This is a genomic window from Achromobacter sp. 1012554356 (genome assembly GCF_059760815.1).
This window is the reverse complement of sequence record NZ_JCBANC010000019.1, coordinates 23,239-49,699: the sequence shown is the minus strand read 5'-3', so window position 1 is coordinate 49,699 and position 26,461 is coordinate 23,239. Positions and strand designations below refer to the sequence as shown.

General features: G+C 62.8%; 23 protein-coding genes and 1 tRNA gene. 8 read left to right on the top strand and 16 right to left on the bottom strand.

Annotated elements, in window-relative coordinates; all coding sequences use genetic code 11:
* Window positions 1-70: 70 nt before the first annotated feature.
* Genes AC6LJW_RS12260 through AC6LJW_RS12250 form a run of 3 tightly spaced genes read left to right on the top strand, consistent with a single transcriptional unit; the run spans window position 71 to window position 2,659 of the window.
* Window positions 71-1,057, top strand: coding sequence for a tripartite tricarboxylate transporter substrate binding protein (locus AC6LJW_RS12260; RefSeq protein WP_498087444.1), 987 nt, complete (start codon window positions 71-73; stop codon window positions 1,055-1,057).
* A 1-nt stretch (window position 1,058) separates the two neighbouring features.
* Window positions 1,059-2,258 carry an alpha-hydroxy acid oxidase gene (locus AC6LJW_RS12255; RefSeq protein WP_498087443.1) on the top strand — a complete coding sequence of 400 codons (1,200 nt, stop codon included), beginning with the start codon at window positions 1,059-1,061 and terminating at the stop codon, window positions 2,256-2,258.
* 11 nt (window positions 2,259-2,269) lie between these two features.
* A complete protein-coding gene (locus tag AC6LJW_RS12250; protein WP_498087442.1) occupies window positions 2,270-2,659 on the top strand; it encodes a Rieske (2Fe-2S) protein in 390 nt (129 codons plus the stop codon).
* A 188-nt stretch (window positions 2,660-2,847) separates the two neighbouring features.
* Here AC6LJW_RS12250 and AC6LJW_RS12245 read toward each other — a convergent pair whose 3' ends face one another.
* Genes AC6LJW_RS12245 through AC6LJW_RS12235 form a run of 3 tightly spaced genes read right to left on the bottom strand, consistent with a single transcriptional unit; the run spans window position 2,848 to window position 6,076 of the window.
* Window positions 2,848-3,900: an Ldh family oxidoreductase gene (locus AC6LJW_RS12245; protein ID WP_498087441.1), complete on the bottom strand. Its 1,053-nt coding sequence runs from the start codon at window positions 3,898-3,900 to the stop codon at window positions 2,848-2,850.
* The gene (locus tag AC6LJW_RS12240) at window positions 3,897-5,060 is read right to left on the bottom strand and encodes a mandelate racemase/muconate lactonizing enzyme family protein (RefSeq protein ID WP_498087440.1); all 1,164 of its coding nucleotides are present in this window, start codon (window positions 5,058-5,060) and stop codon (window positions 3,897-3,899) included. Before AC6LJW_RS12240 ends, AC6LJW_RS12245 begins: the two co-directional genes overlap by 4 nt.
* A 47-nt stretch (window positions 5,061-5,107) precedes the next feature.
* The gene (locus AC6LJW_RS12235) at window positions 5,108-6,076 is read right to left on the bottom strand and encodes a Bug family tripartite tricarboxylate transporter substrate binding protein (RefSeq protein WP_498087439.1); all 969 of its coding nucleotides are present in this window, start codon (window positions 6,074-6,076) and stop codon (window positions 5,108-5,110) included.
* Window positions 6,077-6,249: 173 nt separating this feature from the next.
* On the opposite strand from AC6LJW_RS12235, the gene AC6LJW_RS12230 reads away from it, so the two are divergent.
* Window positions 6,250-7,164 carry a LysR family transcriptional regulator gene (locus tag AC6LJW_RS12230; protein WP_498087438.1) on the top strand — a complete coding sequence of 305 codons (915 nt, stop codon included), beginning with the start codon at window positions 6,250-6,252 and terminating at the stop codon, window positions 7,162-7,164.
* Window positions 7,165-7,254: 90 nt separating this feature from the next.
* On the opposite strand, the gene AC6LJW_RS12225 is transcribed toward AC6LJW_RS12230, so the two are convergent.
* The 6 genes from AC6LJW_RS12225 to ppk1 all read right to left on the bottom strand — a co-directional run bounded on the left by AC6LJW_RS12225 (window position 7,255) and on the right by ppk1 (window position 13,646).
* Window positions 7,255-7,331, bottom strand: a tRNA-Pro gene (locus AC6LJW_RS12225).
* Between the two features lie 148 nt (window positions 7,332-7,479).
* The gene (gene pstB, locus AC6LJW_RS12220) at window positions 7,480-8,256 is read right to left on the bottom strand and encodes a phosphate ABC transporter ATP-binding protein PstB (RefSeq protein WP_056570717.1); all 777 of its coding nucleotides are present in this window, start codon (window positions 8,254-8,256) and stop codon (window positions 7,480-7,482) included.
* 49 nt (window positions 8,257-8,305) lie between these two features.
* Entirely contained in the window at window positions 8,306-9,160 is an 855-nt protein-coding gene (pstA, locus tag AC6LJW_RS12215; RefSeq protein ID WP_082579045.1) for a phosphate ABC transporter permease PstA, read from the bottom strand.
* A gap of 24 nt (window positions 9,161-9,184) precedes the next feature.
* Complete coding sequence (pstC, locus tag AC6LJW_RS12210; protein WP_056570719.1) at window positions 9,185-10,201, bottom strand: phosphate ABC transporter permease subunit PstC; 1,017 nt, start codon at window positions 10,199-10,201, stop codon at window positions 9,185-9,187.
* 100 nt (window positions 10,202-10,301) lie between these two features.
* Window positions 10,302-11,342, bottom strand: coding sequence for a phosphate ABC transporter substrate-binding protein PstS (gene pstS, locus AC6LJW_RS12205; protein ID WP_056570720.1), 1,041 nt, complete (start codon window positions 11,340-11,342; stop codon window positions 10,302-10,304).
* A 228-nt stretch (window positions 11,343-11,570) separates the two neighbouring features.
* The gene (ppk1, locus tag AC6LJW_RS12200; RefSeq protein ID WP_056570722.1) at window positions 11,571-13,646 is read right to left on the bottom strand and encodes a polyphosphate kinase 1; all 2,076 of its coding nucleotides are present in this window, start codon (window positions 13,644-13,646) and stop codon (window positions 11,571-11,573) included.
* A 219-nt stretch (window positions 13,647-13,865) separates the two neighbouring features.
* On the opposite strand from ppk1, the gene ppx reads away from it, so the two are divergent.
* Window positions 13,866-15,353 carry an exopolyphosphatase gene (gene ppx / locus AC6LJW_RS12195; RefSeq protein WP_056570725.1) on the top strand — a complete coding sequence of 496 codons (1,488 nt, stop codon included), beginning with the start codon at window positions 13,866-13,868 and terminating at the stop codon, window positions 15,351-15,353.
* A gap of 159 nt (window positions 15,354-15,512) precedes the next feature.
* Here ppx and AC6LJW_RS12190 read toward each other — a convergent pair whose 3' ends face one another.
* From AC6LJW_RS12190 to AC6LJW_RS12170, 5 genes are all read right to left on the bottom strand, one after another.
* A complete protein-coding gene (locus tag AC6LJW_RS12190) occupies window positions 15,513-16,319 on the bottom strand; it encodes a GNAT family N-acetyltransferase (protein WP_056570728.1) in 807 nt (268 codons plus the stop codon).
* Between the two features lie 168 nt (window positions 16,320-16,487).
* Window positions 16,488-17,831, bottom strand: a complete 1,344-nt coding sequence (gene glmM, locus AC6LJW_RS12185; protein ID WP_498087437.1) for a phosphoglucosamine mutase — start codon at window positions 17,829-17,831, stop codon at window positions 16,488-16,490.
* Entirely contained in the window at window positions 17,828-18,673 is an 846-nt protein-coding gene (folP, locus tag AC6LJW_RS12180; RefSeq protein ID WP_056570732.1) for a dihydropteroate synthase, read from the bottom strand. Before folP ends, glmM begins: the two co-directional genes overlap by 4 nt.
* A gap of 18 nt (window positions 18,674-18,691) precedes the next feature.
* Window positions 18,692-20,578, bottom strand: coding sequence for an ATP-dependent zinc metalloprotease FtsH (gene ftsH / locus AC6LJW_RS12175; protein ID WP_056570734.1), 1,887 nt, complete (start codon window positions 20,576-20,578; stop codon window positions 18,692-18,694).
* Window positions 20,579-20,798: 220 nt separating this feature from the next.
* On the bottom strand, window positions 20,799-21,431 hold the full coding sequence (locus tag AC6LJW_RS12170) for an RlmE family RNA methyltransferase (protein ID WP_056570736.1): 633 nt from the start codon (window positions 21,429-21,431) through the stop codon (window positions 20,799-20,801).
* A gap of 18 nt (window positions 21,432-21,449) precedes the next feature.
* Here AC6LJW_RS12170 and AC6LJW_RS12165 point away from each other — a divergent pair, with 18 nt between their 5' ends.
* Entirely contained in the window at window positions 21,450-22,052 is a 603-nt protein-coding gene (locus AC6LJW_RS12165; protein ID WP_056570739.1) for a YhbY family RNA-binding protein, read from the top strand.
* A 130-nt stretch (window positions 22,053-22,182) separates the two neighbouring features.
* Here the strand turns inward: AC6LJW_RS12165 and greA are convergent, their stop codons facing one another.
* Both greA and AC6LJW_RS12155 read right to left on the bottom strand, forming a co-directional pair.
* Window positions 22,183-22,659 carry a transcription elongation factor GreA gene (gene greA / locus AC6LJW_RS12160; protein WP_056570741.1) on the bottom strand — a complete coding sequence of 159 codons (477 nt, stop codon included), beginning with the start codon at window positions 22,657-22,659 and terminating at the stop codon, window positions 22,183-22,185.
* A 409-nt stretch (window positions 22,660-23,068) separates the two neighbouring features.
* Window positions 23,069-24,379 (bottom strand): solute carrier family 23 protein, encoded by a 1,311-nt coding sequence (locus AC6LJW_RS12155; protein WP_498087436.1) that lies wholly within the window; start codon window positions 24,377-24,379, stop codon window positions 23,069-23,071.
* Window positions 24,380-24,528: 149 nt separating this feature from the next.
* On the opposite strand from AC6LJW_RS12155, the gene AC6LJW_RS12150 reads away from it, so the two are divergent.
* Both AC6LJW_RS12150 and AC6LJW_RS12145 read left to right on the top strand, forming a co-directional pair.
* Complete coding sequence (locus AC6LJW_RS12150) at window positions 24,529-24,951, top strand: FlxA-like family protein (RefSeq protein ID WP_056570744.1); 423 nt, start codon at window positions 24,529-24,531, stop codon at window positions 24,949-24,951.
* A gap of 115 nt (window positions 24,952-25,066) precedes the next feature.
* On the top strand, window positions 25,067-26,392 hold the full coding sequence (locus AC6LJW_RS12145) for an ABC transporter substrate-binding protein (protein ID WP_498087435.1): 1,326 nt from the start codon (window positions 25,067-25,069) through the stop codon (window positions 26,390-26,392).
* Window positions 26,393-26,461 lie beyond the last annotated feature (69 nt).

The window sequence follows — 26,461 nt, the reverse complement described above, 5'->3', positions numbered from 1 at the left end:
GACCGGACTCGGCAATCGCGCGCACACGCCGATCTGTGGCGGGCGCAAAGAAACAAAAATGGAGACAACAATGCAACTTCGACTTTCCCGCTTCGTTCACGCATCCCTCGCCAGCATGGTGTTGTCGACCTGTGTTATCGGGACCAGCGCGGCGGCCGCGGACGATTATCCCCAACGCAGCATCCGTGTCGTCGTGCCGTCCGCCCCGGGCGGCGGCGGCGACTTCGTGGCACGACTGATCGGTGAAAAGATGGGACGCGCCCTGAAGCAGTCGGTGGTGGTCGAGAACCGGGGCGGAGGCGGCGGCAACATCGCCACGGAGGTCGTGCGCAGCGCATCGCCCGATGGCTACACCCTCCTGCTGACCGGCAACAACCATCCGCTCAATGTGCACCTCTTCAAGAAGGCGCCTTATGCGTTGGCTGATTTCGTCGCAGTCGTTGAAGCGACTCGCGGCCCTTCCGTGCTTGTCGCCGCTAACAATGCCCCCTTTGCAACCTTGCAAGAACTGATCGCGCAAGCCAAGGCCCAGCCGAACGCCATCGCGTTCGGCAGCCCCGGATTCGGCCTGCCGAGCCACGTTGCCGCCGAGCTCTTTCAGCGCGCAGCGGAGATAAAACTGGTGCATGCGCCTTATCGTGGATCCGGGCCGTCCCTGGCCGACGCCGTGGGGGGTCAGATTCCGATGGTGTCCTCAACGCTGTCAGCGGCTCTGCCGCTGATCCAATCCGGGAAGGTTCGAGCCCTTGCTGTGACGTCGGACACCCGTTGGCCGGCACTACCAAATACGCCGACGGTGTCGGAGGTGCTTGGTAAGCCCTTCAGCCACCTCACCTGGCTCGGCATCCTTGCACCGGCGGGTACGCCACCCGAGGTCGTGGCAAAGCTGAATTCGACAATTAACGAGATCCTGAAAGACAAGTCCGTACGCGACGCGCTGGTTGCGCAAGGCACGCTGTCTCGCGGCGGCAGCGCGGCGGATTTTGAAGCGGTCATACAGCAGGAGTCGGCATTGTCCGCCGAGCTGGTGCAGTCCGGCGAGCTCAAGGCTGAATGACGTGACTGCAGCGTTGCAACTTCCTCGGGCGCTCAAACGCGCGGCCAGCATCGATGACTTGCGTTCGATTGCCAAGCGGCGCCTTCCACGCATGGTCTTCGACTATATCGATGGAGATGCGGGCGAAGGCCATTGCGCGGCGCGCAACCGAGAAGCGCTTCGGGATTGCGCGTTGCGACAGCAGGTGCTGACGGATGTCAGCAATGTGTCGCTCGAGACCTCATTGCTGGGCGAGCGCAGCAGCATGCCAATGATCATCGGTCCCACCGGTCTGAACGGCGCTTACTGGCTGCGCGGGGACGAGTGTCTCGCAAGAGCGGCCGCGGCGGCCGGGATTCCATTCGTCATGAGCACCGCAGCATGCCAGACGCTAGCCGACATTTCTCGCATTTCGACGCAGAACCGCTGGTTCCAGCTCTACATGCTGAAAGATCGCGCGTTGGTCGAGTCGTTTCTCCAGCGTATCGACGCGCATGGATTCAGCGTTCTGCAACTCACCGTGGATACGGCGGTTGCGGGCCGCCGCAATCGCGACATCCGCAACGGGTTCACACTGCCGTTCCGTTGGACGCCGGGAAATATGTTGGATTGCGCCCGACGGCCAGGTTGGGCGATTCAGATGACACGGGGAGGTTCGCCGACCCTCCGGGTGTTTGCTGAGGCGCTGGGATCGTCGGCCAGCGGCGGCACGATTTCCGAAGTGATGCAGCAGCAGCTGAGCAGCGCATTCACATGGCAAGATCTGGACTGGCTGCGATCCGTATGGAAGAAAAAGCTCGTGCTCAAGGGGATCCTGGATGTGCAGGATGCCGAGCGTGCCGAAAGCGCGGGTGTGGACGGCATCGTGGTCTCCAACCATGGCGGCCGTCAACTGGATGCCGCGGAAGCCACGATCACGGCACTCGCCAAGATATCCAAGCGGCTGCAGGGCCGAATGACGACCCTCGTGGACAGCGGATTTCGCACCGGCACGGACATAGCCAAAGCGCTCGCCATGGGCGCAGATGGTGTGCAACTAGGGCGAGCGACGCTCTTCGGCCTGGCGAGCGCCGGCGAAGTGGGCGTGCGCCACGCGCTGGACATCCTTAGATCAGAGCTCAGCCGAGCAGTGGCGCTCTCTGGCGCCGACAGCGTCGCGGACATGAAGGGTCGCGCCATATCGAACGATCCGCGAGCCGCTGTCGCGGATGAAGAATCCTGAGGGGCGAAATCATGAATGAAAGGAATGAAATCCTCGTCTGCCGTGGGAGCGATCTTGTAGAGGGCGGTATCGGCGTAAAAGTTCAGGCCGAGGACCGAAATGGGCCGACCAGCGTATTCTTCGTTCGCTTTCAGGGCCACGTCTACGGCTACGTGAATCGGTGCGCGCACGTCGGCGTTGAACTGGACTGGGAGGGCAGTTTCTTCACCCGCGCGGGTAACCAGATCATGTGCGCACGGCATGGCGCGGTCTACGAGCCCGACACCGGGCTCTGCGTGGGAGGACCGTGCCGCGCAGGACGGCTCAAGCCCGTGGCGGTCACCGAGCGCGAGGAAGATGGGATGCGGCAGGTCTTCTGGATAACGGACGAAGCGGTAAAGCCGCCACCAGCCAGCCGCTAGCTGCTGCCTCGAGACACGTCACACCAGCATTTATCTCATATGCCGCGCCAGCGTTTTTCAGAACTCCTTCAAAAGCATGCGCATCGATCAATCTGTGCTCACGCCGTGCTGCGAGAAGTGCGTTCGTCAGCGCTTCCCTATCTGCGGATGGCGTCATCGTTGGACTCACTGGACTCAGGGTTTCCGTGTCAGGGCCTGTCAAGCCGCACTTGCAGCTTGTCAGCCCATTCCTCAAGCGATCTCTCGATCGCCGACGAGAGCGCCAATCCGGAGAGTTCGGCCTCCTTCTTTCGGGACAATCCTCCTTCGCCAGGAAGGCGAACGCGGGGAACCCCGGGCCGGGGAGGACTTTCCCGGCACCGGCGCACCAGCTCGTCGGTTTGCCGGACAAAAGCCTCCTGGCCACCGAACGCAGACGGATCGATGACCTGCAGAAACACGCAGGCGCCCCAGCCTCCGGGGTCATCCGCCCGCCCAAAGCCTGAAAGGCCTTGCGTCAAGGCTTCGACCATCAGCGCCCAGCCGTAACCCTTTTGGCCATGATCCAACCCTCCGGCGGGTAGCAACGTGCCACCCAGTTTCAGGGCAGCAGGGTCGTCGGTTGCATCGCCGTCGGCCGTCAAGAGGACCGGCGAGGCATATCGCCGGCCTTCGCGCGCAAGACGGGCCGCCATGTTGTTGGTAGTTATAGACGCACTCGTGTCAATCAGCACCGGATCGTGTCGCGTCGGAAATCCCATCGCCATGGGGTTGGGCGTGAAAACCCCCTTCGTGCCCCCGTACGGGGCGACGCTCGCTTGAGAGGGGTCAGAGCAAGCGAGCGTTGCGAGCATGCCGCGGTCGGTGGCGCGCGTCATATATACGGCCAGACAACCGATGTGATGGCTGTTCCCTATCACAGTAGTGACGCATCCCATCGACGCAGCCCGCTCGATAGCCTGATCCAGCGCCTGAGACACAAGCCAGACACCGGGCAGCCGTCTGCCGTTCCAAGTCACGCAGGCGCCGGTATCGCTCAAGACGTCCGGAGATCCGCGTGTCGTCATCACTCCCTGGGTAAGTTCGTCGAGATACCGAGGCAATAACGCCAGGCCGTGTGTATCGTGGCCCATCATATCGGCCTCGACCAGCAGGTCGGCCACTATCGCGGCTTTTGCAATCTCCAGACCAGTTGCCACGAGCATCTGACTGGCAGACTGCCGTAGCGTGTTCGGATCCCATTTTGCACTGACGTTCGTCATGATGCGAGGCTCCTCATTTCCGAGATCAAGTCGCCCTTCCCCTCAAATCCAATACCCACCAGATCCGGCATGGTGATATAGCCCTGCTCTACCCGCACGCCGTCGGGGAATCCGCCGTAGGGCTGAAACAGATCAGGATATGACTCGTTTCCTCCGAGGCCCAAACCCGCCGCGATGTTGAGCGACATCTGGTGACCGCCATGGGGAATGCAACGGTTCCACGACCAGCCGGACGATTTCAGCATTTCGAGCGTTCGAAGGTATTCAACGAGTCCGTAACTGAGCGCGCAATCGAACTGCAGCCAATCCCGATCTGGCCGCATGCCGCCATAACGGATCAGATTGCGCGCGTCCTGCATGGAAAAGAGGTTTTCTCCGGTCGCCATGGGCTTGGGATAGTGTTCAGCAAGGCGCGCCTGCAGTTCGTAATCCAACGGATCGCCAGCCTCTTCGTACCAGAAGAGGTCGTATTGCCGCAGCGCTCGCGCGTACTCGATGGCCGTATCAAGGCCGAACCGGCCATTTGCGTCTACCGCCAAGCTGCAACCGGACGGCAATAGCCTTAGTACTTTCTCGATTCGTTTGATGTCTTCCGAGAGAGGGGCGCCGCCGATCTTCATCTTCACGACGGTGTAGCCGCGGTCTAGATACCCCTTCATCTCGTCGGCAAGCCCTTCGAGGCCTTTCCCGGGGTAGTAATAGCCGCCGGCCGCGTAGACGAATACGCGAGGATCCGCCTTCAAGCCGTGACGCTGCGCGAGCAGGCGGAAAAGCGGCTGGTTCGCGATCTTCGCTGTTGCGTCCCACACCGCCATGTCGATGGTTCCCATGGCGACCGAACGTTCACCGTGACCGCCGGGCTTTTCGTTGGTGAACATCACGTCCCACACCTTGGACGGATCAAGGTTGGAGCCATGCTCGTTCAGAAGACTGTCGGGATTGGCGTTCAATATGCGCGGCGCGAAGCGCTCCCGAATCAATCCGCCCTGACCGTATCGGCCATTGGAGTTAAAGCCGTAGCCGATCACCGGTTTGCCGTCACGTATGACGTCCGTGACGACCGCCACCAGGCTGAGCGTCATTTTCGAGAAATCGATGAAGGCGTTCGCAATCGGCGACGCGATGGGAGCGGTGCGTTCGAGAATATTGACGATGCGCATGGATCGTTTCCTGTAGAGGTGGTCGAGCGGAAACCGATGAGACCCGCCTAATCGGCATACTGGCCTGCGGCTTTGATCAGAGGTGACCAACGCTCTATTTCGCTGTGCAGCGTGGTCTGCAACGCCTTCGGGTTCGCTTTCCCTGGGGTCGCATCGGTACTGATGTCGTTGAATCGCTTCACGAGCTCCGGATCCTTGAGGGCAACCTCAAGCGCACGCGAGAGCGTCTGCACCACGTCCGGCGGTGTTCCGGCGGGCACATAAAGGCCGTGCCATACGCTGATCTCAAACTTATCCAGACCGGCTTCAGCCGCCGTGGGAACATCGGGCAAAGCAGGCAGACGGCGCGAACTCGTCACGGCATAGGGCTTCAGCCGCTTTGCCTGAACCAATGGCGCGGACGTCGTGGCCTGTTCGCATCCCAAGTCCACCTGGTTGCCGAGCAGCGCCTGAATGACCGGGCCGCCACCGCGGTATGGAACATTGGTGAGCTGCGTCTGGATCGCCGCCTGAAACAGCATCCCGCAAAGCTGAGACGCGGCGCCCAATCCCGAATGCGCAAAGGTCAATGCCTGCTTGCGCGCCTTGGCATCGGCAACCACCTCCGCCAACGTGTTCGGCTCATAGTTGGGGCGAGCCATGATGGTCATGCTGGCATCGGATACGACCCCGACGGGCAAAAGGTCCTTTCTGGGGTCGAAAGGGAGATTGCGATACAGCGCCAGCGAGGTTGCCAACCCCAAGTGATGCAGCAGCACCGTGTACCCGTCCGGTTGCGCACGGACCACACGTTGCGTCCCGATCGTGCCGCCCGCACCGGCGGCGTTCTCCACCAGCACCGAGGTCTTCAGGACTTTTCTCAAGGCATCTGCCGTGATTCGCGCAACGGAATCCGTCGGCCCCCCAGGCGCGAACGGAACTACCAGCGTTACGGGCCTTGTCGGAAATGTCTCTGCGGTTGCCGCAGAGGTCCAACCCGCCGTGACCGCAATTAACAGGGACAGCATTTTTTTCATGATTTTGTCTCCTTCCTGTTATCACCTGCGCTGCGTCGTAGGATCGACGCAGCGCTAGGATGCGTATTTCCTGCCCTCCTTTAAAGTGGTATTTTTTCGCCACTGTCGTTCCAGATGGAGATGGCTGCGACGCAAAGCCGTCCTCCTCCGATCGTTTTCATGGGCTCCGCATCATGCAAGCTTTTGAACTGACGTCCCTTCGCTTGTTTATCGCTGTTTGTGAAGAGCGCAACATCGCCGCCGCGGCAAAGCGTGAGTCGATTGTGCCCTCGGCGGTGAGCAAGCGCATCGCGCACATGGAGAGTCAAGCGGGCGTCCGACTCCTGGATAGAAACCGGCGCGGCGTGTCCGTAACGGTGGCCGGGGAAACCCTCCTGCGTTACGCACGTGAGTCCCTGGCGTTGATGGATCGGATGACGGCTGAACTTGGCGCCTTTTCTGAAGGTGTCCAAGGACATGTGCGCGTGTTCGGCAGCAAATCGGCCGTGGCGCAGTTTCTTCCGGAAGACGTTAGCGAATTTGCGCGCAAGTACCGAGACGTTCGCGTGAGCTTCGAGGAACGGGAAATATGGGAGGTGGTTCGCGGCGTTGAGGAAGGGCGCGCGGACATCGGTGTGTGTTGGAATGCCGTGGACCTTCGCGGCTTGACTACCTTCGACTACCACAGGGATCATTTGGCGGTAGTCGTCCACCCCGCGCATCCACTGGCCGCTCGACATTCCGTGGCCTTCGAGGAGACGATCGACCACGAACACGTCGACATCATGGCGCGTAGCATCATGAAGGCCACGCAACAAAGCGCCGCGGCTGCCGCCGGAAAGCACATGCGGTACCGTCTTCAGGTTTCAACTGTAGACGCGGCGTGCCGTATCGTTGCTGCCAATCTCGCTTTGGCTATTGTGCCGCTCGAAGAGACAAGCGCCATACAACAGGCCTTGAATCTGAAGGTCATACCGCTCACCAATGCCTGGGCCAAGCGACTGTTCGTAATCTGCGTGAGAAATGCGCAATCATTAAGTATTGCTGCGCAGCTGCTCCTGCGAAGTCTGCAGGCAAGTGCGCGTTATCAGAACAGATCCGACTCGTAAACCGCGTTGACGGGTTCCAACAAGTGCACTTATAAGGCTCTGAAAGCAATCAAGGGTTTACGCCGCTAAAGCGTAAACCCTTGATTTAATTGGTCGGGGCGGTGGGATTCGAACTCACGACCCTCTGCTCCCAAAGCAGATGCGCTACCAGGCTGCGCTACGCCCCGAAGGGTGGCAACTATACCAGAAAGCGACCCCACGCGGCCGAGGTCACCCATTCGGCGACGTAACAAAATGCCCGCCCTGCATTCCATGTAATGAAAAACGGCGCGCCACAAAGGCACGCCGCTTCCTGCACCACAAAACCCGCCACGTTCAGCCGAAACGGCCCGTGATGTAGTCCTCGGTTTCCTTACGCGAAGGCTTCACGAAGATCTGGTCGGTCTGACCAAATTCCATGAGCTCGCCCAGGTACATATACGCCGTGTAGTCCGAGCAACGCGCGGCCTGCTGCATGTTGTGCGTCACGATCACGACGGTGTAGTCGTTCTTCAGTTCAGCGATCAGCTCTTCGATCTTGGCGGTGGAGATGGGATCCAGCGCCGAGCATGGCTCGTCCAGCAGCAGCACTTCCGGCTTGATCGCCACGCCGCGGGCGATGCACAGACGCTGTTGCTGGCCGCCGGACAGGCTGTTGCCGCTCTGGTGCAGCTTGTCTTTCACTTCGTTCCACAGCGCAGCCTTGCTCAGCGCCCATTCCACGCGCTCGTCCATCTCGCCCTTGGACAGGCGTTCGAACAGACGCACGCCGAAGGCGATGTTGTCGTAGATGCTCATGGGGAACGGCGTGGGCTTCTGGAAGACCATGCCGATCTTGGCGCGGATCAGCGAGATGTCGGTCTTGGCCGTCAGCAGGTTTTCGCCGTCCAACAGGATTTCGCCCTCGGCGCGCTGGCCGGGATACAGCTCGAACATGCGGTTGAACGTGCGCAGCAGCGTCGATTTGCCGCAGCCCGACGGGCCGATGAAGGCGGTGACCTTCTTCTCCTGGATCGACATGTTCACGTTGCGAATCGCGTGGAACTTGCCGTAGTAGAAGTTCAGGTCCTTGACCTCGAGCTTGTTCTTGACTGCGGTAGCGGTGTTTTCCATTGGGTTTCCCTTGGCTGTCGGCGCGGCCAGCGCGCCGGCAAAGCGATCTTTACTTGCGGAACAGGTTGCGGGCGATGATGTTGATGCCCAACACCAGCAGCGTGATCAGCGTGGCGCCGGCCCAGGCCAGGTTGTTCCAGTCCTTGAAGGGGCTGGCGGCGTATTGGTAGATGACGACCGGCAGGTTGGCCATCGGGCCGTTCATGTTCAGCGACATGAACTGATTCGACAGCGCGGTGAACAGCAGCGGCGCGGTTTCGCCAGAGATGCGGGCGATCGCAAGCAGCACGCCGGTGATGATGCCGGATTTGGCGGCGCGATAGCAGACCAGCGTGATCATGCGCCACTTCGGGCAGCCCAGCGCGGCGGTCGCCTCGCGCAGGCTGTTGGGCACCAGCAGCAGCATGTTGTCGGTGGTGCGGACCACGACGGGAATCACCAGGATGGACAGCGCGATGGCGCCGGCCCAACCCGAGTAATGCCCGACCTGCGCCACATACACGGCATAGATGAACAGGCCGATGATGATGGACGGGGCCGACAGCAGCACGTCGTTCAGGAAGCGCGTTGCCGGCGCCAGCCAGCCGCGCTGGCCGTATTCAGCCAGATAGGTGCCGGCCAGGATGCCGACCGGCGTGCCGATCAGCGTGCCGACGCCCGCCATCATCACGCTGCCGAGAATGGCGTTGAGCAAGCCGCCCGCCTGGCCCGGCGGCGGCGTGATTTCGGTGAAGAGCGTGTACGACAGCGCGGGCGCGCCCTTCATCAGCAACGTGAGAATGATCCAGAACAGCCAGAACAGGCCGAAGACCAGCGTCGTCATCGACACAGCGAGCATGATGCGATTGACCACGCGGCGCCGGCGATAGATGCCGTTCTGCATGTTGAGTACGGATTCAGCCATGATTTTTTCCTTGTGCTCCGGGCGTCAGGTCTTCTTGCCTTCGCCGGCAGACAGGCGGACCAGCAGCGTCTTGGCCAGGGCCAGCACGATGGTCGTGATCAGGAACAGGATCAGGCCCAATTCCAGCAACGCCGCCTTCTGGATGCCGCCCGCCTCGTTGAATTCGTTGGCGAGCGCCGAGGCGATGGAGTTGCCGGGCGAGAACAGGGAACCGGACCACTTGAACGCATTGCCGATGACGAAGGTCACCGCCATCGTCTCGCCCAGGGCACGGCCCAGGCCGAGCATGATGCCGCCGATGACGCCCGACTTGGTGAAGGGCAGCACCACGCGCCACATCACTTCCCAGGTCGTGCTGCCCAGACCGTAGGCCGATTCCTTGAGCATCGCGGGGACCAGCTCGAACACGTCGCGCATCACGGCCGCGATGAACGGGATGATCATGATGGAGAGGATCAGGCCGGCGGTGAAGATGCCGATGCCGAACGGCGGGCCTGCGAACAGGCCGCCGATGATGGGCACACTGCCCAGCGTCGCGATCATGAAGGGCTGCACGTACTGCTGGAACACCGGCACGAAGACGAACAGGCCCCACATGCCGTAGATGATGGACGGGATGGCCGCCAGCATTTCGATGGCGGTGCCCAGCGGGCGGCGCAGCCAGGTGGGCGACAGTTCGGTCAGGAAGATGGCGATGCCGAAGGAGACCGGCACGGCGATGATCAGCGCGATCGCGGAGGTCAGCAACGTACCGATGATTGGCACGACGGCGCCGTAGTTGGAATTGACCGGGTCCCAGTCATTGAGCCAGAGGAACGACAGGCCATACTTGGCCAGCGATTCGCGGCTGCCGTAGATGAGGGAGATGAGAATCGCCGCCAGAAGAATGAACACCAGGAAGGCGAACAGGCGGGTCAGATTCTTGAACAGCGCATCCATCAGCGCGTTTTTTGTTTGCTTCATAGGCGAAGGCGTGCCGGTAGTCACGGAATCCGCCACGCTGGGCGGAAGCGGCACACTATTATCCATTACCGCGCTCATGGATGGACTTTCCTTAGGTAACCTGGGGGAACAGCAGAGAGGTCAATTTACAAGCGGCGGCCCCGCCCGCCTTCAGGCGTCGGGGCCGCACGGTACTGATTTACTTCCAGACAGCCTGGCCGTCAGCGGACTTCACTTCGCCCCAGGCGGCGCGGATTTCCTTGGTCACGGCTTCCGGCAGCGGCACGTAGTCCATGGCTTCAGCCGACTTGGCGCCGTTCTTGAAGGCCCAGTCGAAGAAGTCCAGCACAGCCTTGCCCTGAACCGGCTTGTCTTGCGACTTGTGGATCAGGATGAAGGTGGCGGCGGTGACGGGCCACGAATCGGCGCCCGGCTCGTCGGTCAGGACCACGCCCATGCCCGGCGCGCTCTTCCAGTCGGCGTTGGCGGCAGCGGCAGCGAAAGCCTTTTGCTCGGGCTGGACGAACTTGCCGTCCTTGTTCTGCAGTTGCGTCCAGGCCAGCTTGTTCTGCTTGGCGTAGGCGTATTCGACGTAGCCGATCGAGTTCTTCAGCTGGCCAACGTAGGCGGCGACGCCTTCGTTGCCCTTGCCGCCTTGACCGGTGGGCCACTTGACGGCCTTGCCTTCACCGACTTGCGACTTCCACTCCGGCGACACCTTGGACAGGTAGTTCGTCCAGCCGAAGGTGGTGCCCGAGCCGTCCGAACGGTGCACGACGATGATGTCGGCCGAGGGCAGCTTGACGTCGGGGTTCAGCGCCTTGATGGCGGCGTCGTCCCACTTCTTGACCTTGCCCAGGAAGATGTCGGCCAGGAGCTTGCCCGACAGCTTCAGCTTGCCCGGCTCGACGCCGTCGACGTTAACGACGGCGACAGTGCCGCCGATCACGGCGGGGAACTGCAGCAAGCCGTGCTTTTCCAGGTCGGCAGCCTTCATCGGGTCATCCGAGGCGCCGAAGTCGACCGTCTTTGCAATGATCTGCTGCTGACCGCCGCCCGAACCGATGGACTGGTAGTTGACCGCGTTGTTGGTCGCGGCCTTGTAATCGGACGCCCACTTGGCGTAGATCGGGTACGGGAACGATGCGCCGGCGCCGGTGACGTTGGCGGCCTGGACGGCAAAAACAGCGGCGCTCAGCGCGACGCCCACGGAAACTTGCTTGAAGACACGTTTGAACATCTGGGTTCCTTCTGTGCTCGTTAAAGGAGTCTTGGCAGGCTTTTTAGCTGCCTGTCTTTCAGCGACCTTCGCATCTTAGGTAGGTAACGTGACAAGACCATGACAGTCACAAACTGTTCATGCAGATGCTCGATGCGGCATAAAAACGACGGCCGCCGGGCGGTTGCCGGGCGGCCGTGGGACAGAAGCAGAATTTGGGGGACGAACCCCCATTTCAACAGTGATCGTTCACACGCCCAGCTTCTGCATCAGGAACTGATGCACGTTATAGGGCTCGCGGCGGCTCTTGACGCGCGCATAGTCGCCGCTGGGCTGTTGCTGCCAGGCAAGCTGGTTGTCGCGCAGCGCATAGGTGAAGGCTTCGTCGATGACGCGCTTCTTGAGCGTCTTGTCATAGATCGGGAAGGCGATCTCGACGCGGCGAAAGAAGTTGCGGTCCATCCAGTCGGCGGACGACAGGTACACCGTCTCTTCGCCGTCTGCGTAGAAATAGAAGACGCGGGAATGCTCCAGGAAGCGGCCCACGATGGAACGCACGCGGATGTTTTCAGACAGCCCCGGCACGCCGGCGCGCAAGGCGCAGACGCCCCGCACGATCAGATCGATCTTCACGCCCGCCTGGCTGGCCTTGTAGAGCTCGGCGATGATCTGCTCTTCCAAGAGCGAATTCATCTTGGCCATGATGCGCGAGCGCTTGCCCGCCTTGGCGGCGCGTGCCTCGGCGCGAATCAGGGACACCATGCCCTCGTGCAGCGTGAACGGCGATTGCATCAGCGACTTGAGCGTACGGCGCGCGCCCAGGCCGGTCAGCTGCGCGAACACCTTGTCCATGTCCTCGCACAATTTGGGATCGGCGGTCAGCAACCCGAAGTCCGTATACAGGCGCGCCGTGCGCGGATGATAGTTGCCGGTGCCCAAGTGGGCATAGCGGCGCAGACGGCCCTTTTCGCGGCGCAGCACGACCGCCATCTTGGCGTGCGTCTTGTGCGCCACCACGCCGTACACGACGTGTGCCCCCACCTCTTCCAGCTTGGAGGCCCAGTTGATATTGGTCTGCTCGTCAAAGCGCGCCATCAATTCCACCACCACCGTCACCTCCTTGCCGGCGCGCGCCGCCAGCAGCAGGATCTTCATCAGCTCGGAGTCCTCGCCGGTGCGATAGATGGTCTGCTTGATGGCCATCACGTCGGGATCCAGCGCAGCCGCGGTCAGGAAGTCGATGACCGGCTGGAACGACTGGTAGGGATGGTGCAGGAGGCGGTCGCACTCGGCCACCGCCTCGAAGAGTTCCGCGGGCTTGTCGCCAACGCGGTCAAACGGTGCGGGCACGGGCGCACGGTAGTCAGGAAACAGCAGGTCCGGGCGCGCCGCGGAGTTGCACAACTGCATGAGGCGCGACAGGTTCACCGGGCCGGGAACGCGGTAGGTGTCGTCGGCCTTGAGCGAAAACTCGCGCTGCAGGAAGGTTTCCAGTTCGACGGGGGTCAGCTTGTCGATCTCAAGCCGGACGGCCGCGCCGAAGTTGCGTTGCGACAGCTCGCCCTGCAGGGCGTGGCGCAGGTTGGTGACTTCTTCTTCGTCGACGAAGAGGTCGCTGTTGCGGGTCACCCGCCACTGATAGCAGCCCAGCATCTCCAGGCCCGGGAACAGCTCGCCCACGAAGGCGCGCAGGAGCGAGGTGAGGAGGATGTAGCCCTCGGGCTGCCCCGACAGCTCCTGCGGCATCTTGATCAGACGCGGCAAGGCGCGGGGCGCCTGGACGATGGCGATGGACGCCTGACGGCCAAAGGCGTCGGCGCCGGCCAGCGACACGATGAAGTTCAGGCTCTTGTTGTAGACCCGCGGAAACGGATGCGCCGGGTCCAGCCCAATGGGCGTCAACAGCGGCATCACGTCACGGTGGAAGACGTCGCGCGCCCATTCCTGCTGCTCCGCATTCCATTCGGAAGCGTGATGCAGCGCGATGCCCTCCTTGTGCATGGCCGGCAGGATCTCGTCGTTAAGCAGGTTGTACTGGCGGTACACCAGTGCGTGCACCGCCTGCTGGACGCATTCGAATGCCTCGTCCGGCGTCATGCCATCCGGGCCGACCAGGTTGGGCGACTGGCGCTGCTGCTCTTTCAGACTGGAGATCCGGATCTCGAAGAACTCGTCCAGGTTGGAACTGACGATGCACACATAGCGCAGCCTTTCCAGCAGCGGTGTCTTGGGGTTCTCCGCCATCGCCAGCACACGTTCGTTGAACTTGAGCAGCGACAATTCGCGATTCATGAGCAGAGGCTCGCCTGGCGGACGTGTGGGCATACCGGATTCCATACGAAAAGAGAGCGTGAAGTTTTACTGCAAACAGGTGACGGTTCTATGACAGCGCCCAATCGCTAAGGGTACGTCAAATGCGGGACATATGGCGCACCGGACAATGGCTTCCAAGCCCCTGTTCCGTAAGCAAAAACCCGTATCCGGCGGCGTTGTCACATGGGGTCCTTATAATCGGTCCACCTCACAGCCAATATTACGAGCCGCATGGATCAACTTCTGGCCGCGGTGGACCTCGGGTCCAACAGCTTTCGCCTCTCCATCGGACGCATCGTTCAGCAGGACGGTACGCCCCAGATCTACCAGATCGACCGCCTCAAGGAAACCGTCCGGCTCGCCGCCGGTCTGGACGCCGAAAAACGCCTTGGCGACGACGCCATCGACCGCGCCATTGCCGTCCTGGAACGCTTCGGCGAACGCCTGCGCAGTTTCCACCCCAATCGCGTCCGTGCGGTTGCCACCAATACGTTCCGTGTCGCCCGCAACACGAAAGATTTCCTGCCCCGGGCCGAAGCCGCATTGGGCTTTCCCATCGAAGTCATTGCGGGCCGTGAAGAGGCCCGGCTGATCTTCACGGGCGTGGCCCACACCCTGCCCCCCTCGCCCAACAAGCGCCTGGTCATCGACATCGGCGGCGGCTCCACCGAAGTCATCATCGGCAAGGGCCACGAACCGGGCCTGATGTCCTCGCTGTACATGGGCTGCGTCAGCTACAGCCGCCAGTTCTTCTCGGACGGCGTGGTGGATGCGCACCAGATGAAACAGGCCGAGCTGGCCGCCCGCCGCGAAATCGAAGTCATCGCCAAGCAGTACCGCAAGATGGGCTGGAAGGAAGCCTATGGCTCCTCCGGCACCGCCAAGGCGCTTTTCGCCATCCTGACCGAAGGCGGCTATTCCGACCGCGGCATCACGCGCTCGGGTCTGACCAAGCTGAAGGACCGTCTCATCCGCTCGGGTCGCGTCATTCCGTCCGAGCTTCCCGGCATCAAGATCGAACGCGCCGACGTGCTGCCGGGCGGACTGGCCATCATGAGCGCGCTGTTCGACGAGCTGGGCATCGACGTCATGCACACCGGCGACGGTGCGCTGCGCCTTGGCGTGCTGTACGACCTGCTGGGCCGCGACGACGAGCACGACAAGCGTGACGAATCGGTCCGTCAGTTCGTCAAGCGCTATCACGTGGACGTGAATCAGGCACGCCGCGTGCGCCACGCCGCCCTCAGCCTGTTCGACGCCTTGTTCCCCGAAGGCCAGGAGCGCGCCGAGCTTCGGCCCGCGCTGGGCTGGGCGGCCGATCTGCACGAAGTGGGTCTGTCGATTGCCCACAACGCGTACCACAAGCACTCAGCCTACGTGCTGGAAAACGCCGACATGCCCGGCTTTTCGCGCGCGGACCAGCAACTGCTGGCCTTGCTGGTGCTGGGACACCAGGGCAAGCTGGCCAAGGTGGAACCGCTGGTGCGCACGCGTCCGCAATGGAAGGCGATCCTGGCGCTGCGCCTGGCGGTGCTGTTGTTCCGCCGCCGCGGCGAGATCGAGCCCCTGCCGCTGACCGTCTCGGTCCGCGACAATTCCATCGTGGTGCGCGTCAACCGCGAATGGCTGGCCGAACACCCGCTCAGCGACTTCACGCTGCGTGCGGAAGAAGCCGAGTGGAACAAGGTCGGGTTTTCGTTCGAACTGCTGGAGTTCTGAAAACAGCGCACGGGGCGGCACGGCCGCCCCGGCTGATCAGAATGGCGACAGATCGGTTTCGCGATCGAGCCGCCTGAGCTCCATGCGCAGCGGCCGGGTTGCCCGCCGTATCAGTCTGATTGTCATTCGGCGGAACAGGCGGCGCATGATGGATGGCGTCTAGCGCTGGGTGGCGACGATGGCCGGCTGATCCAGCCCGAAATGGCGACGGTAGCGCTCGTCCATGCGCTCCATCTTCAAGAGGACCGGGAAGTCGGCAGCGTTGAAATCCGGATCCCATGCTGGCTCGCCGCACACCTTGGCGCCCAGCTTCAGGTAGCCCTTGATCAGCGGCGGCACGCGCGCCGGCAGCGTGCTGTTGAGTTTTTCGACCGGGTAGCGGTGCAGCGGCGTGACTCGCGGCTCGTTGCCCTGGGGCATCTGCTTGGCAACCGTGCGCCAGACTTCAGCGGCGGTGACGCCGTCATCGCGCAGGCTCACGCTGGCGCAGCCGAGCACGTATTCGTAACCGCCGCGGCGCAGGTATTCGGCCAGGCCGGACCACAGCAGCATGATGACCGCGCCGCCGCGGTAGTCGGCATGGGTGCAGGAGCGGCCGACCTCGACGACTTCGTCGCGGATGGCGCCCAGGCCCGACAGGTCAAATTCCGATTGCGAGTAGTAGCCGCCGGCTTCCCGAGCCTTTTCGGGGGTCAGAATCCGATACGTGCCGACGACTCGGTCCGTGTCGAGTTCGCGGACCATCAGGTGCTCACAGAATGGATCGAAGCGATCCTGCTCGATGCCATCTTGCGCGTCGGGGAAGACGGCACCCATGTCTTCAGTGAAGACGTCATAGCGCAGACGCTGAATCTGCTCAATTTCTTCGGCGGTGCGCGCGAGGCCGACCGCCAGGACCTTCGGGGAAGCGCCCGCCCAGGGTTCGGCGGTACTGCGGCTCGGGTTGATGCGTGCTAATTCCAGCATTGCGCGAAGCTCCTAGAGAGTCCAGCCAGTGTGGACACCCTCTGTGTCAATGACTTGACCAATATGTTACGTGACTATGAAGTTTAGGCCGGCACAGAAAACGCAAACAAACAAAGGCCACGCGACGAATTTCGACGCGTGGCCACATATTAAATCGAAACTCAGGGTTTACCCCAGGCTTGCCGCAAGCTTCTCTGCAGAATTGGTCGCCAGCGCCTCATCTTCGGCCTCAACCATCAGGCGCAGCTTGGGCTCGGTACCCGACGCGCGGATCAGAATCCGGCCCCGGCCGTCCAGTTCCGCTTCGACTGCCTGGCGCGCCGCGGTCAGGCCGGCATGGGTTTTCCAGTCCAGGCCCGGCGTCAACGGCACGTTGATCATCTTCTGCGGATACATGCGCAGGTCGCTGACCCAGTCGCCGAGCGTGGCGGAATTGCGACGCAGGGCCGTCAGGACCTGGAGCGCGGCCACGATGCCGTCGCCGGTGGAATGGCAGTCCAGGCACAGCAGGTGGCCCGAGCTTTCGCCGCCGTACAGCCATCCGCGCGACTGCATCTGTTCCAGCACGTAGCGGTCGCCGACGTTGGCGCGGTCAAAGCCCACGCCCAGGCGCTTCATTTCGCGCTCGAAGCCAAAGTTGGTCATCAGCGTGCCCACCACGCCCTCGACCTTGCCGCGCTGCATGCGCTCGCGCACGATGGCGTACATGAGTTCGTCGCCGTTGTAGATGCGGCCATCGCCGTCCACCATCTGCAGTCGGTCGGCGTCGCCGTCCAGCGCAATGCCAAGCTGGGCGCCGCGCGTCTTGACTTCCTTGGCCAGCAGCTCGGGGTGCAGCGCGCCCACGCCCTTGTTGATGTTGAAGCCGTCGGGGTTCACGCCGATCGCGTGGACCTCGGCGCCCAGTTCACGGAAGACGTGCGGGGCGATGTTGTAGGCGGCGCCGTGCGCGGCGTCGACCACGATCGTCATGCCGTTCAGGTCCAGATCGTTGGGGAACGTGCTCTTGCAGAACTCGATGTAGCGGCCCTGGGCGTCGCCCATGCGGCGCGCGCGCCCCAGTCCTTCCGAGCTGACGCAGCCCAGGGGCTCGTCCAGCGCGGCCTCGATATCGGCCTCGATTTCGTCGGGCAGCTTCATGCCCTGCGCCGAGAAGAACTTGATGCCGTTGTCCTGATAGGGATTGTGCGACGCACTGATGACGATGCCGGCGACCAGGCGCAGCGCGCGGGTCAGGTAGGCCACCGCCGGCGTGGGGATCGGGCCGGCCAGCAGCACGTCGATGCCGGCGGCCGACAGGCCCGCTTCCAGCGCGGATTCCAGCATGTAGCCGGAAATCCGGGTGTCCTTGCCGATAACGACCTGCGGGCGCGTTGCACCGCGCACCGCGTGCTCGCGTGCCAGCACGCGGCCAGCCGCGTAACCCAGGCGCAGCGCGAATTCGGCGTTGATCACCGGACCGCCCACTTCACCGCGTACGCCATCGGTACCGAAATATTTGCGTCGAATCATGAACTGATTGCTCCTTGTTCAGCCGCCTGCCATACCTTAAGCGCATCCACCGTGGCCGCAACATCGTGCACGCGCACGATGGAGGCGCCACGCGCGACGCAGGCAAGCGCAGCGGCAATGCTGCCGGGCAGCCGGTCGCCAACCGGCCGGCCGGTGGCCTGGCCGATCATGTTTTTGCGCGACAGGCCGATCAGCAATGGATAACCGGTACTGCGCAGGCTGGACAGCCGGCGCAGCAGTTGAAAATTCTGGTCGGCCGTCTTGCCAAACCCGAAACCGGGGTCCAGCACGATGCGTCGAGGATCGATCCAGGCCGCGCGCAGCTTTTGCGCACGAGCCCCCAGGAACAGTCCGATTTCACCGATCAGGTCGGTGTACTCGGGCGGCGCCGCCTGCATGGTGCGAGGCTCGCCTTTCATGTGCATGACGCACAGGCCGCAGCGCGATTGCGATACCGCCTCAATCGCGCCCGGCTGCCTGAAGCCGTAGATGTCGTTGATCATGTCCGCGCCAGCGTCCAGCGTGGCCCGCATGACCTCAGGCTTGAACGTGTCGATGGATAGCGGCACGCCGCAGTCGCGGAGCGCCTCCACCACCGGCAGTAGCCGGTCGAGCTCGTCAGCGACGGAAACGGGATCGGCGCCAGGACGGGTCGATTCGCCGCCCAGGTCCAGGATCTGGGCGCCTTCCTCGATCAGCCGGCGCGCGTGCGCCACGGCGGAATCAGTATCGTCGTGCTCGCCGCCGTCGGAAAAAGAGTCCGGCGTGACATTGACGATGCCCATGACAAGCGGGCGCTCGAGATCAAACTCGAAGCGCCCGCAAAGGAAGTTATTTGCCATAAACCAGAACGAAGAACCTCAGACCGCAGCTGCCGTGCTACCGCCTGCAGCCAGGCCGGTCGGCGGCGTATCGGACGTGTCCGACGGGCCTTGCGGCGTCTTCGGGGGACGCGGGGGGCGGCCCTCAATGATGTCGTTAATCTGGTCGGAGTCGATGGTTTCCCATTCGAGCAGCGCCGAGGTCATGACTTCGACCTTGTCACGGTTGTCTTCCAGGATCTTGCGCGCGACGCCGTACTGCTCGTCGATGATGCGGCGGATCTCGGTGTCCACCTTCTGCATGGTGGCTTCGGACATGTGCGTGGTCTTCGTGACGCTGCGGCCCAGGAAGACTTCGCCTTCGTTCTCGGCGTAGACCATGGGACCCAGTTCGTCGGTCATGCCGTAGCGCGTGACGATGTCGCGGGCGATGGCGGTGGCGCGTTCGAAGTCGTTCGAAGCGCCAGTCGTCATCTGGTCCATGAAGATCTCTTCCGCGATACGGCCGCCAAACAACACGGCGATCGTGGACAGCAGACGGCCCTTGTCCATGCTGTAGCGGTCGGTTTCCGGAAGCTGCATCGTCACGCCAAGCGCACGGCCGCGCGGGATGATGGTGACCTTGTGGACCGGGTCCGTCTTGGGCAGCATGCGCGCGACGATCGCGTGGCCGGATTCGTGGTACGCGGTGTTCTTGCGTTCCTCTTCGGGCATCACGATGGAGCGGCGCTCGGCGCCCATGATGATCTTGTCCTTGGCCTTTTCAAAGTCGGACATATCCACCGTGCGGCCATTGCGGCGGGCGGCGAACAGCGCAGCTTCGTTGACCAGGTTGGCCAGGTCGGCGCCGGAGAACCCCGGGCAGCCGCGCGCCAGGATGGTCGCGTCGACGTTGGGCGACAGCGGAACCTTGCGCATATGGACCTTCAGGATCTGCTCGCGGCCACGGATATCGGGCAGCGGCACCACAACCTGGCGGTCGAAACGGCCCGGACGCAGCAGCGCCGGATCGAGCACGTCGGGACGGTTGGTCGCGGCGATCACGATGACGCCCTGGCCGGATTCGAAGCCGTCCATTTCAACCAGCATCTGGTTCAGGGTCTGCTCGCGTTCGTCGTTGCCGCCACCCAGGCCGGCGCCACGCTGGCGGCCCACCGCATCGATTTCGTCGATGAAGATGATGCAGGGAGCGTGCTTCTTGGCGTTTTCGAACATGTCGCGGACACGGGCGGCGCCCACGCCGACAAACATTTCAACGAAGTCCGAGCCGGAGATGCTGAAGAACGGCACCTTGGCTTCGCCGGCGATGGCCTTGGCCAGCAGCGTCTTGCCGGTACCGGGCGAACCCACCATCAGCACGCCGCGCGGGATACGGCCGCCCAGCTTCTGGAACTTGCTGGGGTCGCGCAGAAAGTCGACCAGTTCCTGAACGTCTTCCTTGGCTTCGTCGCAACCAGCGACATCGGCGAAGGTGATCTGGTTGGTGTTCTCGTCGAGCATCCGGGCGCGCGATTTGCCGAAGCTGAATGCGCCGCCTTTGCCGCCGCCCTGCATCTGACGCATGAAGAACACCCATACGCCGATCAGGAGCAGCATGGGGAACCACGAGACGAAGATGCTCATCAGGAGCGACTGCTCTTCGCGCGGCTTGCCCGAAACTTGCACGCCGTACTTCAGCAGATCGGAGACCATCCAGAGATCGCCGGGCGAAGTCAGCGTATAGGCGCGGCCCGCGTCCGGGGTGACGTACAGCACGTCGCCTTGAACGTCGACCTTGCGGATGCGTCCCGCCTTGGCGTCGTCCATGAACTGCGTGTAGGTCACGCCGTCCTGGGTCTGGGCACGTCCGTCGAACTGTTTGAAGACGGTGAACAGCACCAGGGCTATCACCATCCAGACAGCGACTTTGGAAAATGAATTGTTCAAGGTCGATCTCCTGCTTTCGATTCCGACCGGCGACTGCGCACCCGCGTATGGCACAGTCACAAGTATGTCAATAGCCCATTCTAACCTGTAGGACGGAATTGCGTCCTGGCAGCCGTGGGGCCCATTTAATTACATTTGATTCTTGAGTTTTCTGGTCGTCGTCTCGGCGGGCCGGGGTTTTCTTGGCCAGGGCAATCTGCCCCGGATGATTACAGAAGGGTTACTTCAGATCGCGCGCCACCAGAAAGGTTTCAGAGGACTTGTCCCGAGAGGCCTTCGGTTTGCGTTCGACCACCCGCCGGAAGCGCTTCTTGAAGGATTCCACGATCTGCGAGAAGCCCGTGCCGTGGAAAGCCTTGACGATCAGCGCCCCGTTGGGCTTGAGGTGGGCGCAGGAAAATTCCATCGCCAGTTCGCAAACATGCTGGATGCGCGCGGAATCGGCAATACCCACCCCGGACAAGTTGGGGGCCATGTCGGAAATAACAAGGTCCACCGCCCGGGATCCGACCATGTCTTCCAATTGTTTCAAAACTTCGTCTTCGCGGAAGTCGCCCTGGATGAATTCCACGCCCGCGACGGGCTCCATGGGCAGGAGGTCCAGCGCGATGATGCGGCCGTCCACGATGCCGCCCGGCCCGGCGAGCCGCTCGCGCGCCACCTGTGACCAACTGCCCGGGGCGGAGCCCAGGTCGATGACCAGGTCGCCCCGACGCATCAGCTTTTCGGTGTCGAGAATCTCGATCAGCTTGAAAGCGGCGCGGGCGCGATAGCCCTTCTGTTGCGCCAGCTTCACATAGGGATCGTTGATGTGCTGGTGAATCCAGTCTTTAGAGAATTTATTCTTGGCCATTACCGTACAATTCCACGCATGCCTATATTAGAACTTACCTCTCGTGAGCGCAGCGACCTGCGGTCCGCCGCTCACCCTCTGCGCCCCGTCGTCCTGATTGGCGACAACGGGTTGACCGACGCCGTGCTGAAGGAAATCGATCTCGCGCTGACTTCGCATGGCCTCATCAAGGTTCGCGCGGGCGGCGACGACCGTGAAGCCCGGGACGCCATGCTCGCCACGATCTGCGAGACGCTATCCTGCGCGCCTGTGCATCACTTGGGCAAGACCCTGATCCTGTTCCGCCCGCTGCCCGGCAACATCAAGCCCGCCGCGCTGGCCGCCCAGGAACCCGAAGCGCCTGCCAAACGCCGCGCCTCGGAGCCTTACACGCCCAAGAAGCTGGCCGCCGAAGGCAGGACCCTTGCCAAACGCCCGCGCCGCAGCGAGTCCGAAGAGCCCGCACCCGCCAAGAAGCGTTACGTCCCTCAGGACGAACTCAACAAGAACGGCAAGCCCATGCGGCCTTCCAACAAGCGCTCCACGGCTGGCGGCCACGGCATTCCGCGCCGCGCCGGCAGCGCGCTGAGCCTGCGCGCCGGAGCCCGCAGCGGCACGAGCCGCAAGACCGCAAAAAGGTAAGTCCAGGCACAAAAACGGGCGCTTTACGCGCCCGGTCCACCATAGCGATCCGCAATGTACCGCGGAATTCAGACGAACGTTGCGTCCGGGCCAGGGTGGTTTGACATTTTTACTGCTTGTGGCGCTTGCGTCAGATGTAACGCACGCCCAGGACTTCGTACTCGCGAACGCCAGCCGGGGCAACGACCTCGACCACATCGCCTTCGCTCTTGCCGATCAACGCGCGAGCCACGGGGCTGGACACGGAAATCAGGTTGGACTTGATATCAGCTTCGACGTCGCCGACGATCTGGTAGGTGACGCGATCGCCCGAATCCAGGTCTTCGATGTCGACGGTAGCGCCAAACACGGCGCGGCCTTCGGCCTCGAGCGAGGACGGGTCGATGAGGTGGGCATTGGAAAGCGTGCCCTCAAGCTCGGCAATCCGGCCCTCGATGAAACCTTGGCGCTCGCGAGCGGCATCGTACTCGGCGTTTTCCGACAGATCACCCTGCGCGCGAGCCTCGGCGATCGCGTTGATCACGGCAGGACGTTCGACGGTTTTCAGCCGTTGGAGCTCTTCTTGCAAGCGCTCGGCCCCGCGCACGGTCAAAGGAATGGCAGACATGTCGTTTCCCAAACAAAAAGTAGAAAAACGCCCCGAAGGAGCGTTCTCGGTGAAGGCCGCAGGACCAGCGCGCTTGCCATGGGCTTGCCATTGGCTTGCCATTTAATGCTTGGAAAAATCTGGCGAGCGGCGCGGGCGACCAAAACAAAACCCCGGCTCGGGTCGGAACCGGGGCAATCAAAGTCATATTGTGGTCAATCTCGACGGGAATTGCAAGCCGCCGGAGAAAACGCCCTTTTCGACGCATTTCGCCGCTGTAACCCGCTAAAACCGGCGATTTCGCGCCGAAAAGCCGTGGCGGCCCAGTTCGGCGCAAACAACGCCCGCGCGGACTGCGGGTTTTCCGGGAGGCGCTAGCGCCCGGAATCTACTGGCCGATAATCTTTGCGCCGCCCAAACCCCGTGTTGTTTACTTCGTGCGGCGCAACAGCGCGTACAGGATGATCGCGCCGAACGTGGCGGTACCGATGCCGCCCAGCGTGAAGTCGCCCAGCTTGATGGTGAAGTCGCCCGCGCCGAGCACCAGCGTGACCGCGGCCACGATGAGGTTGCGGTTGTCGGTGAAATCGACCTGGTTGACCACCCAGATGCGGGCGCCAGCAATGGCGATCAGGCCGAACACCACCACCGACATGCCGCCCAGAACCGGTCCCGGGATCGTCTGGATGAGCGCGCCGAACTTGGGCGAAAAGCCCAGGACGATGGCGATCAGGGCGGCGATCACGAACACCAGCGTGGAATAGATGCGGGTGACCGCCATCACGCCGATGTTCTCGGCGTAGGTGGTGACGCCCGTGCCGCCGACGGCGCCCGACACCATGGTGGCCACGCCGTCGCCGACGAAGGCCCGGCCCAGGTAGCGGTCCAGGTCGCGGCCCGTCATGGCGCTGACGGCCTTCACGTGTCCCAAGTTTTCGGCCACCAGGATGATGGCGACTGGCACGATGAGACCCATGGCCTCGGCCTTGAAGACCGGCGCCGCGAAGTGCGGCAGGCCGAACCAGGCGGCGGCCGACACGGCGCTGAAGTCGATGGGTTTGCCCAGGCCCAGGCCGTTGGCCAGCACGGCGTAAACGACGCAGGCGAGGATCAGTCCGACGAGGATCAGCAGGCGCTGCACCATGCCGCGTGTGTAAACGGCGATGCCGCCGACGCACACGATCGTGACGATGGCCATGGCGCTGTCAAAGCCCGACGCCCCCATGGCGCCCTTGGCGGCGATGGGCGCGAGATTCAAGCCGATGACCGCGACGACCGCGCCCGTCACCACGGGCGGCATCAGCGTGTCGATCCAGTTGGCGCCGCCGCCCGCCCGCGCATTGACGATCCAGACGATCACGCCGATCAGCGTGTACGCCAAGCCGCAGGCGATGATGGCGCCCAGCGCCACGCCGATATTGGCATTGGCGCCTCCGCCGGCATAGCCGGTCACCGCGATCACGCCGCCGATGAATGCAAAGCTGGAACCCAGGTAGCTGGGCACGCGTCCACCCACAAACAGGAAGAAGATCAGCGTGCCGATCCCCGACATCAGGATGGCGACGTTGGGATCGAATCCCATGAGCAGCGGCGCGAGGACGGTCGAGCCGAACATCGCGACGACGTGCTGAGCGCCCATGGCCACGTTCTTGGGCCAGGACAGCCGTTCATCGGGCGCGATGATGACGCCGGGCTCGGCGTCGTCGGCCAGGCGCCAGCGCGGAAAGTAGGAATTGGACATGGATTCCCCGGGGGATGGTACGGATTAGGGTTTCAGACTGCGAGCGGGCGCCAGTGTAAAGGGGGCCATCGAACGGGGGCAACGTTTAAGTTTTGCCGCCGGATTGCCGTACTAGTGGAAACCCCGAAATCCCAGGCAAAGGTACAGTCATGGCGATCAACAGTATCAGCGGCACCTCCCGCATCGGCAGCCTTGCCGACATGTGGGCCGAAAAGATTCAGGCCAACAAGGAAGCGAAGAACGCCTCGGGGCAGGAGGCCGTGTCGGTGAGCGCGGAAGGAAAAATCCGCGTGAACAATCCGGGCGCCGCCAAGGTCGGTAACGCGCAGGCCGCCGAAGAAACCGACAACGACGACGAATACACCCGTCAGATCAAGGAGTTGCAAAAGCAGCTCAAGCGCATCATGGATCAGATCGCCAAAGTGAAGGCGAGCGGCATGTCGGCCGAAATGAAGGCGCAGCAGATCATGGCGCTCAATGCCCAGGCCGTGCAGATCCAGGGCCAGATCTCGCAGCTCCTGGCGAAACAGGCGCAGGCTGCCAAACAGGCTGGCGTGTCGGCCCAAGCCTGATTTGGGCAAGCGACGTGGCGCCGTCACTGATGGCGCGCATCAAAATTTCTGATTGGACGCTTGGCGGGCGTGCCGGTACTGTCTCCAGACAAATCTAAAACCACGGAGACAAACCATGCACGCTATGCGCACAGCCCTGGCGGGAGCGCTGTTGGCCGTTTGCGCGGCGCCGGCCCTGGCCGGCACCGTCACGGTGATCACGTCGTTCCCCAAGGACCTGACCCAGGCCTACAAGACCGCCTTCGAGAAAGCCAATCCCGGCATCACGCTGGAAATTCTGAACAAGAACACGGTGTCGGGCATCGCCTTCGTGCGCGAGACGCCGGCGGGTCAGCGCCCCGAGGTGTTCTGGGCGAGCGCGCCGGATGCGTTCGAAGTGCTGGGACGCGACAAGCTGCTGGCCAAGTCGGCCGACATCGCGAACAAGGACGTGCCGGACAAGATCGGCAGCTACCCCATCAACGACCCGGGCGGCACGTACCTCGGCCAGGCGCTGGCGGGCTACGGCATCATCTACAACACGCGGTACATCGCGGCGCACAAGATCCCCGCGCCCGTCGAATGGAAGGATCTGCTGTCGCCCAAGTGGTTCGGCCACGTGGGCATCACGTCGCCGTCGCGCTCGGGCACGATGCACTTGACCGTGGAAACCATCCTGCAAGGCGAAGGCTGGGATGACGGCTGGAACACACTGCTGCGCATGTCGGGCAACAGCAGCGCCGTCACCGAGCGTTCGTTCGGCGTGCCGGACGGCGTGAACAACGGCCAGTTCGGCGCCGGACCGGTCATCGACTTCTTCGGGCTGTCGAGCAAGTATTCCAAGTTCCCCGTCGAGTTCGTCTATCCGTCGGAGACTGCCATCGTTCCGGCGAACATCGCGCTGATCGAGGGCGCCAAGAACACCGAGGAAGGCAAGAAGTTCATCGCCTTCACGCTGAGCCAGGCGGGCCAGGAGCTGCTGCTGGAGCCGAAGATCTCGCGGCTGCCGGTGCTGCCCTACTCTGCGCTGGCCGGCAAGATTCCGCCGGGCTATCCCGACCCGGCGGAAATCGCCAAGCGCAGCAAGGTCCATTTCGACGCGGACCTGTCGCAGTCGCGCTACTACGTCGTGCAGTCGCTGTACGACCAGACCGTCACGTTCCGGTTGAAGGAATTGCAGGCGGCCACCAAGGCGATCTACGACGCCGAGGCCAAGCTGGGCGACAAGGCCAAGAGCGGCAAGGCGTCGGAATTGCTGGACCAGGCACGCAAGCTGGCGTGGGCGCCGCTGATCGACAGCAAGCAGGCGGCCGACCCCGCGTTTCTGGCGATCTTTGCCGGCAACAAGAAGGACGCGGCCGTCAACCAGCAGATCACGAAGCTTGAAGGCGAGTGGAATGGCCGCGCGCGCGCCAACTACGAAGAAGCCGTAAAGCTGGCACGGCAAGCCGCCGCGCTCTGATCGTCTGGATGCGCTGAACTCGGCAGGCGGGCCTGACCCGCCCGCCGGGGGCCGCGCCTGTCTTCTGGC